Here is a 6,399-nt window from a genome sequence, read left to right on the forward strand (position 1 = left end):
GTCTGGGTCAACTCGAGGTTGCGGTGGGTGGAGGGCGGCAGTTCGATCAGGTCGGTCGCGCGTTCCACGCTCAGCGAACCGACGTGCGCCAGAGCCTGCCCCTGCGTGTGCTCGGCATAGCTCAGCAATGCTGCCGCGGCGGCTTGCGCGACTGGCAGGTCCTGCGCGTTGAAGCCGGCCAGCGTGGCCACGCGCAACTGCGCGCACAGCTTGCGCACACCCAGCGTGGCATCGAACTGCCAGGCCGGGCGTCGCGTCAGCGCGGCGCGCGTCGTGCCCAGAGCCGGCGGCAGCGGCTCGTCGTCGCCGGCGACCAGCAATTCGGCCGGCTCGAGGCGGGCCAGCCAGCCGGCGAGTTCGCGCTCGCCGCATTCACTCAGGCCCAGGGTGCCGCTGCTCAAACCCAGCCAGGCCAGCCCGAAGGTGGCGCGTTGACGGCTCACGGCCACAAGCAAGGTGTCGACCCGCTCTGCCATGAGTTCGGTGTCGGTCACGGTGCCCGGCGTGACCACGCGTACGACCTTGCGCTCGACCGGCCCTTTGGCGGTGCCCACGTCGCCCACCTGCTCGGCGATCGCGACCGCTTCGCCGAGCTTGATGAGCTTGGCCAGATAACCTTCGACCGAATGCACCGGTACGCCGGCCATCACCACCGGCTCGCCGGCCGAGTGGCCGCGCGTGGTCAACGTGATGTCGAGCAGGCGATGCGCCTTGCGGGCGTCGTCGAAGAACAGCTCGTAGAAATCACCCATGCGGTAGAGCACCAGCGTGTCCGGGTGCTCGGCCTTGATGCGCAGGTACTGCTGCATCATGGGTGTGTGGGCGGAAAGGTCCGCTTCACCCATCGAACCGGCGTTGCTCATCGACCGCAAGGCGGGCTTCACGTTCGGGCTGTCTTCGGAAAGAACGCCGCGCTCGGCAGACCTTCGAAATGCGCATCGCATGTGACCAGATCGGCGCCAAGCTGCCGCGCAGTGGCATACACGACCGCGTCGGCCGTCGCGAGCTTGTATTCGCGGTGCAGGTCAGCCGCCAGCAGCGCGATGGCGGTGTCCAGCGGCACGATCATGCACTTTTGCGTGTACGCAATGACCTGGTCGGCCTGGTCCTCACCGACTTCACGCATCAGCCACTTGGACAATTCGAGTTGCACGATGGTTGGCACGATGCAATGGGGCTTTGCAGGAAACTCCTTGCGCAGCTTCCTGCCGAGCACGCTGCCGGTCAGCCATTCGATCCAGGCCGAGCTGTCGATCACGCGCAAGCGCGCGGCCATCAGTAGCGGTCCTTGCGGTCTCGGTACCCGTCCTTGCGGGCGCCCGTGGCAATGCCGGCCAGTTGATCCAGCTCGGGCACCGGCATGACCAGCACGCCTTTGCCTTTGGGAATGAACACGAACTCCTGGCCGGCCACCCAACGCTTCTCTTCACGAACCGCCTTGGGTATGGAGATCTGAAACTTGCTGGACAGCGTGGCCGTGGCGGGCATATTCGTACCTTCAGGTTCTCGATAGAGAATTGGTAAGAATATACGGATTCCCCGTCGAGCGCCACGGGGCAGCGCAGAACCGGCTCGAAGACGCTGGCATCAGGGTGTGCTGTCGTCGCGCGTTGTCGCGTCGGAGCCGGCCTTGCGAATGCGCAGCGGCGCTTTCTTCGCCGGCGCCGGCTGCTCAGCGGCTTCGACGAAGGCTGCAGTGGCATCGCTCTCGTCGGCGGCGATAGCCCCCACTGGAGCGACCGACGCGCCGTGCGGCGCCGCTTCTTCCTTGATCACCCGCGTGTAGGGCGTCAGGATACTGACCAGCTGTCCGTAGATTTTCGGATTGCCGGCAACGATTTCGCGCTGGTAGAGATAGTCGGCGTCGCCCGTGAAGTTGCCGATCAGGCCACCCGCCTCGGTGATGATCAGCGAGCCGGCCGCGATGTCCCAGGGGCTCAGGCCCGTTTCGAAGAAGCCGTCGTACCAGCCGGCGGCCACGTAGCACAGGTCCAGCGCGGCGGCCCCCGGGCGGCGCAGGCCGGCGCAGTGCTGCATGACCTCTTCGAACATCTTGACGTAGCGCTTGAAGTTGTCGCCCTTCCTGAACGGAAAGCCGGTGCCGATCAGCGACTCGAACAGCCGCGTGCGCTTGCTCACGCGCAGGCGCTTGTCGTTGAGGAAGGCGCCGCGGCCCTTGGAGGCGAAGAACAGGTCGTTGCGCGAGGGGTCGTAGACGACGGCCTGCTGCACCTGGCCGCGAACGGCCAGCGCGATCGACACCGCGTAGACCGGGAAACCGTGGATGAAATTGGTCGTGCCGTCGAGCGGATCGATGATCCAGAGGTACTCGGAGTCCTTCGCGCCATGCGTGCGGCCCGACTCCTCGGCGAGGATGCCATGGCCGGGGTAGGCGGCCAGGAGGGTCTCGATGATGATCTTTTCCGCCGCCTGGTCCACCTCGGTGACGAAGTCGTTGTGCGACTTGGACGTGACCGTCACACGGTCCAGATCGAGCGATGCCCGGTTGATGATCGAGCCGGCCGAACGTGCGGCCTTGACGGCGACGTTGAGCATCGGATGGAGGGCTTGGGACATGGCAAAGGCTCGCGGACTCGTGCGGTGGACTGGCGGGAAGAAAGAGCGGTGGCGCGGCGCTGGTCGGGCCGGCCAGGGCAAGCATTGCGCCCACCCATAATTCGATTTTAGCCGTCGAGCCATGCCACTCACTGATCCAACCCGCTTCGTTCTCGTGGGCACCAGCCATGCGGGCAACGTGGGTGCGGCGGCGCGGGCGATGAAGGTGATGGGGTTTTCGGAGCTGGTGCTGGTCGCGCCGCGCTTCGCCGACGTGCTGGTGCGCGAGGAGACCGTCGCCATGGCCAGCGGCGCGGCCGACATCCTGGTGCGCGCACGCATCGCGGCCACGCTGACCGAAGCGCTAGACGGCGTGAGTTTCGCGTGTGCCACCGCCATGACGCCGCGCGACTTCGGGCCGCCAACACATGCGCCGCGTGCCATGCTGCCACGGCTGGCCGCCGAGGGGCAGCAACGCTTGGCCTTCGTCTTCGGCTCCGAGCGTTACGGATTGGCCAACGAGGACGTGTATCGCTGCCATGCCTGCGTGAGCATTCCGACGCACACCGGCTACGGCTCGCTCAACCTCGCACAGGCGGTGCAGTTGATCGCCTACGACTGGCGCGAGGCGCTGGGCGGCTACGCGGTCAGGCCGCGCACCGCCGAGGCGGCGCCGGCCGACGTGGCGGCGATCCAGAGCCTGCTCGAGCACTGGCGTCGCGCGCTGGTGCACATCGGCCACCTCGACCCGGCTGCGCCGAAAAAGCTGGTGCCGCGGCTGAATCAGGCCCTCAACCGCGCTGTCCTGACGCACGACGAGGTGCACTTGCTGCGTGGCATTGCCACGTCGATGCTCAAGCGTTGAGCAGCGCAAGTGCCGTGGTGCCGTATCCGAGAGCGGTTCGTGCTGCGGCTGCTGCACGAGAACATTCGTGCTTGCTCATGTTGCGGTGAAGTGTTGGCAAACCCCGTGCTTGAGGGGTCCGTACCGCCTCTTCGCGGGTAGACGCCGCTTTGCGTAGCGCCAATCATCGAACCTCGATCAACCCGGGAGCACCTGTGAATACCAAGAAACTACTCGTCGTTGCTGCAGCGTTCGCTGCTTTCAACGTCAATGCCGCGCTGACGTTTAGCGAAGGCGCCGCCGGCAACTACGGCGGCCCGATCGATTTCACCAGCACCAGCGGCAATGTCACGTCGCCCGTCGCCGGCAGCATCACCAACGTGTGGCTTGCACCGCTGACGCTGAGCGGCACCGACCCGTACTCCGTGATTTCCACGGGGGGCTCAGCCACCATCGCCTTCGGTACGGGCGTGTCCTCGTTCTCCTTCCTGTGGGGGTCGCCGGACACCTACAACTTCCTCGACATCGCCACCAACGACCTGTTGCTGCCGTTCACCTTCTCCGGCTCCGACCTGGGCGTGCTGGCAAACCCCGACTTCACGGCCAACGGAAACAACGCCAACACGCGCTTGTTCACGATCGGCACGAACGACGGCACGCTGATCGAAAGCATCACCTTCCGTTCGGATGGCGTCGCGTTCGAAGTGGCTGCTGCCATTCCCGAACCGAGCACCTACGCGCTGATGATCGCCGGCCTGGCTGCCGTCGGTTTCGTGGCGCGCCGCCGCAAGAGCTGAACCGGTCCGCCGCAGCGGCGCGACGCGGTTTCGCTCCTTGCCGGTACCCAGGCCCCGCGTTTGCGGGGCCTTTTTCTTGGGCGCGACCCCACGCGGCCGCGCGCTTTGCGCGCGAGCGCGTCGCGCCGCAGGTCGCTGGCTACACTGGGACGAACGTCGCTTGCGCAAGCTTTCATGTTCAGCCGCCTCAAAGAAGACATCGCCTGCATCCTCGAGCGCGACCCCGCCGCGCGCACCGCCTTCGAGGTGCTGACCTGCTACCCCGGCCTGCATGCGCTGGTGCTGCACCGTCGGGCCCGCGGGTGCTGGGACAGGCGTTGGCACTGGCTGGGCCGCTTCATCTCGCACCTGGGGCGTTTTCTCACCGGCATCGAGATCCATCCGGGCGCCACGATCGGACGACGGGTGTTCATCGACCACGGCATGGGCGTTGTCATCGGCGAAACCGCCGAGATCGGCGACGACTGCACCGTCTACCAGGGCGTCACGCTGGGCGGCACCTCCTTGTCCAAAGGCGCCAAGCGCCACCCGACCCTGGCGCGCGGCGTGATCGTCGGCGCCAATGCCCAGGTGCTGGGCGGCTTCGAAGTGGGCGAGGGCGCGCGGGTCGGCTCCGGGGCCGTGGTCACCAAGCCGGTGCCGCCGGGCGCCACGGCGGTCGGCAATCCGGCGCGCATCCTGCACGCCGAGCTCGACGCGCAGCGGGAGGCCATCGCCGCGAAGATGGGTTTTTCGGCCTACGGCGTGACGCAGGGGGACGACCCGGTGGCGCAGGCCATGAAGGGTCTGATCGACAACGCCTCAGGCCACGAGCACCAGATCGCGCTGCTGTGGTCGGCGGTCGAGAAGCTCTCGCGCGGCACGGCCGCGGGCGATTGCGTGCCGAGCGATGCGCAGACCTTTGAGGATTTCGATGCGGCGGCGCTGAACCGGCTGGTCAAGTGAGCGGCTTGTTGCGCACTGCGCTCTTCGGGCGGAACGCCTTGCACACGGCCTCGTCGCATTCGAGATAAGGCCCGCCGATCAGGTCGACGCAATAGGGCACGGCCGCGAAGATGCCATGTACCGGCGGCGTCTGCCCGGGCAGTCCCTCGAGCGTCTCGGCGATCGATTTCGGCTGGCCGGGCAGGTTGATGATCAACGCCTTGTCGCGGATCACCGCGACCTGTCGCGACAGGATCGCCGTGGGCACGAAGCGCAACGAGATCTGGCGCATCTGCTCGCCGAAGCCCGGCATTTCCTTGCTTGCGACCGCAAGCGTCGCCTCCGGCGTCACGTCGCGCGGCGCCGGGCCGGTGCCGCCGGTGGTGAGCACCAGGTCGCAGCCCTCGGCATCGACGAGATCGCGCAGGCAGTCGCTGATGCCGGCCTCATCGTCGGGAATCAGCCGCGTCACCCATGTCACGGGGTTCTTCAGCGCCCGGCCGAGCCAGGCCTGCAAGGCCGGGATGCCCTGGTCCTGATAGACGCCGCTCGACGCGCGATCGCTGACCGAGACCAGGCCGATCCTCACCGGCTCGAAGGGCGTGGAGGAGGCCGGCGGGGCCGAGGCAGAGGCCGCCGTATCGGACGCTTCACTCATCGGCGGTTTCCTGGTCGGTCAGCGCCGTGCGCAACAGCTTGAACAGCTCCCGATAGGCGCGACCGTGGCGCGCTGCCACGCCGGGCCCCTCGGCCTCGTGCGCCTGGGCTTCCTTGCGCGTGCTGCGGATCAGGCTGCGCAGTTGCTGCACGTCGCCGCCGGGGTGCTCGGCGGTCCAGCGTGTCAGCGCCTCGTCGTCGGCGATGAGCTCGGCGCGCCAGCGCTCGGCATGGTGCAGGGCCAATGCGTCCTTGGCATGGCCGAGCTGGAAGGCGGCCACGGCCTCGCGGACCGGCTCGACAACAGTCGCCTTGTCGGCCTTGCCCATCAGCTTGCCCAGGTACTGCATCTGGCGACGCCGGCCCTCATGGGTCTTGGTGCGCTGCGCGGTGCGCACGGCATCGCGCAAGGATTCGGGCAGGCCGATCGCGTCGATCCGCGAATCGGGCAGCAGCAGCAAGGCCTCGCCGAGCGCCTGCAGCTCATGCATGGCTTTCTTGAGCGAGGTTTTGCTCGGGCGCTCGAAGTCGTAGCGTTCGGTGCCGGCGTCGGGGGTGGGGGCGGAGTTCAAGCGGTACACGGCAAAAAGGGGGCGCTGGCTATCATAGTTGCGCCCTGCG

Annotated in this window: 8 protein-coding genes and 1 pseudogene; 3 read left to right on the forward strand and 6 right to left on the reverse strand. The window is 67.2% G+C overall.

Annotated elements, in window-relative coordinates:
- The 4 genes and pseudogenes from H0W38_RS13985 to H0W38_RS14000 all read right to left on the reverse strand — a co-directional run.
- Positions 1–812: pseudogene (locus tag H0W38_RS13985) on the reverse strand (DNA mismatch repair protein MutS); the annotation flags it as partial.
- 68 nt (positions 813–880) lie between these two features.
- Positions 881–1,276 carry a type II toxin-antitoxin system VapC family toxin gene (locus H0W38_RS13990; protein ID WP_292455075.1) on the reverse strand — a complete coding sequence of 132 codons (396 nt, stop codon included), beginning with the start codon at positions 1,274–1,276 and terminating at the stop codon, positions 881–883.
- Positions 1,276–1,488 carry an AbrB/MazE/SpoVT family DNA-binding domain-containing protein gene (locus H0W38_RS13995; protein WP_292455076.1) on the reverse strand — a complete coding sequence of 71 codons (213 nt, stop codon included), beginning with the start codon at positions 1,486–1,488 and terminating at the stop codon, positions 1,276–1,278. Before H0W38_RS13995 ends, H0W38_RS13990 begins: the two co-directional genes overlap by 1 nt.
- Positions 1,489–1,587: 99 nt before the next feature.
- A complete protein-coding gene (locus tag H0W38_RS14000) occupies positions 1,588–2,577 on the reverse strand; it encodes an inositol monophosphatase family protein (protein ID WP_292455078.1) in 990 nt (329 codons plus the stop codon).
- Positions 2,578–2,698: 121 nt separating this feature from the next.
- On the opposite strand from H0W38_RS14000, the gene H0W38_RS14005 reads away from it, so the two are divergent.
- The 3 genes from H0W38_RS14005 to cysE all read left to right on the forward strand — a co-directional run bounded on the left by H0W38_RS14005 (position 2,699) and on the right by cysE (position 5,142).
- Complete coding sequence (locus tag H0W38_RS14005) at positions 2,699–3,421, forward strand: RNA methyltransferase (RefSeq protein ID WP_292455080.1); 723 nt, start codon at positions 2,699–2,701, stop codon at positions 3,419–3,421.
- Positions 3,422–3,615: 194 nt separating this feature from the next.
- A complete protein-coding gene (locus H0W38_RS14010; protein ID WP_292455082.1) occupies positions 3,616–4,197 on the forward strand; it encodes a PEP-CTERM sorting domain-containing protein in 582 nt (193 codons plus the stop codon).
- A 174-nt stretch (positions 4,198–4,371) separates the two neighbouring features.
- Positions 4,372–5,142, forward strand: coding sequence for a serine O-acetyltransferase (cysE, locus tag H0W38_RS14015; protein ID WP_292455084.1), 771 nt, complete (start codon positions 4,372–4,374; stop codon positions 5,140–5,142).
- On the opposite strand, the gene mog is transcribed toward cysE, so the two are convergent.
- Complete coding sequence (gene mog / locus H0W38_RS14020; protein WP_292455086.1) at positions 5,135–5,779, reverse strand: molybdopterin adenylyltransferase; 645 nt, start codon at positions 5,777–5,779, stop codon at positions 5,135–5,137. The two genes, cysE and mog, sit on opposite strands and share 8 nt — an antisense overlap.
- Positions 5,772–6,359, reverse strand: coding sequence for a ribosome biogenesis factor YjgA (gene yjgA / locus H0W38_RS14025; RefSeq protein WP_292455090.1), 588 nt, complete (start codon positions 6,357–6,359; stop codon positions 5,772–5,774). The genes mog and yjgA overlap by 8 nt, the downstream gene beginning before the upstream one ends.
- Between the last annotated feature and the right edge of the window lie 40 nt (positions 6,360–6,399).

Origin of the sequence: Methylibium sp., from assembly GCF_013817365.1 — a bacterium.
In the GTDB taxonomy this organism is placed as follows: domain Bacteria; phylum Pseudomonadota; class Gammaproteobacteria; order Burkholderiales; family Burkholderiaceae_C; genus Methylibium.

What these genes read in the sequence shown, in the direction of transcription:
- mog (WP_292455086.1), bottom strand. Translation starts at nt 5,779, where the DNA reads ATGAGTGAAGCGTCCGATACGGCGGCCTCTGCCTCGGCCCCGCCGGCC.
- H0W38_RS14000 (WP_292455078.1), bottom strand. Translation starts at nt 2,577, where the DNA reads ATGTCCCAAGCCCTCCATCCGATGCTCAACGTCGCCGTCAAGGCCGCA.
- H0W38_RS13990 (WP_292455075.1), bottom strand. Translation starts at nt 1,276, where the DNA reads ATGGCCGCGCGCTTGCGCGTGATCGACAGCTCGGCCTGGATCGAATGG.
- cysE (WP_292455084.1), top strand. Translation starts at nt 4,372, where the DNA reads ATGTTCAGCCGCCTCAAAGAAGACATCGCCTGCATCCTCGAGCGCGAC.
- H0W38_RS13995 (WP_292455076.1), bottom strand. Translation starts at nt 1,488, where the DNA reads ATGCCCGCCACGGCCACGCTGTCCAGCAAGTTTCAGATCTCCATACCC.
- H0W38_RS14005 (WP_292455080.1), top strand. Translation starts at nt 2,699, where the DNA reads ATGCCACTCACTGATCCAACCCGCTTCGTTCTCGTGGGCACCAGCCAT.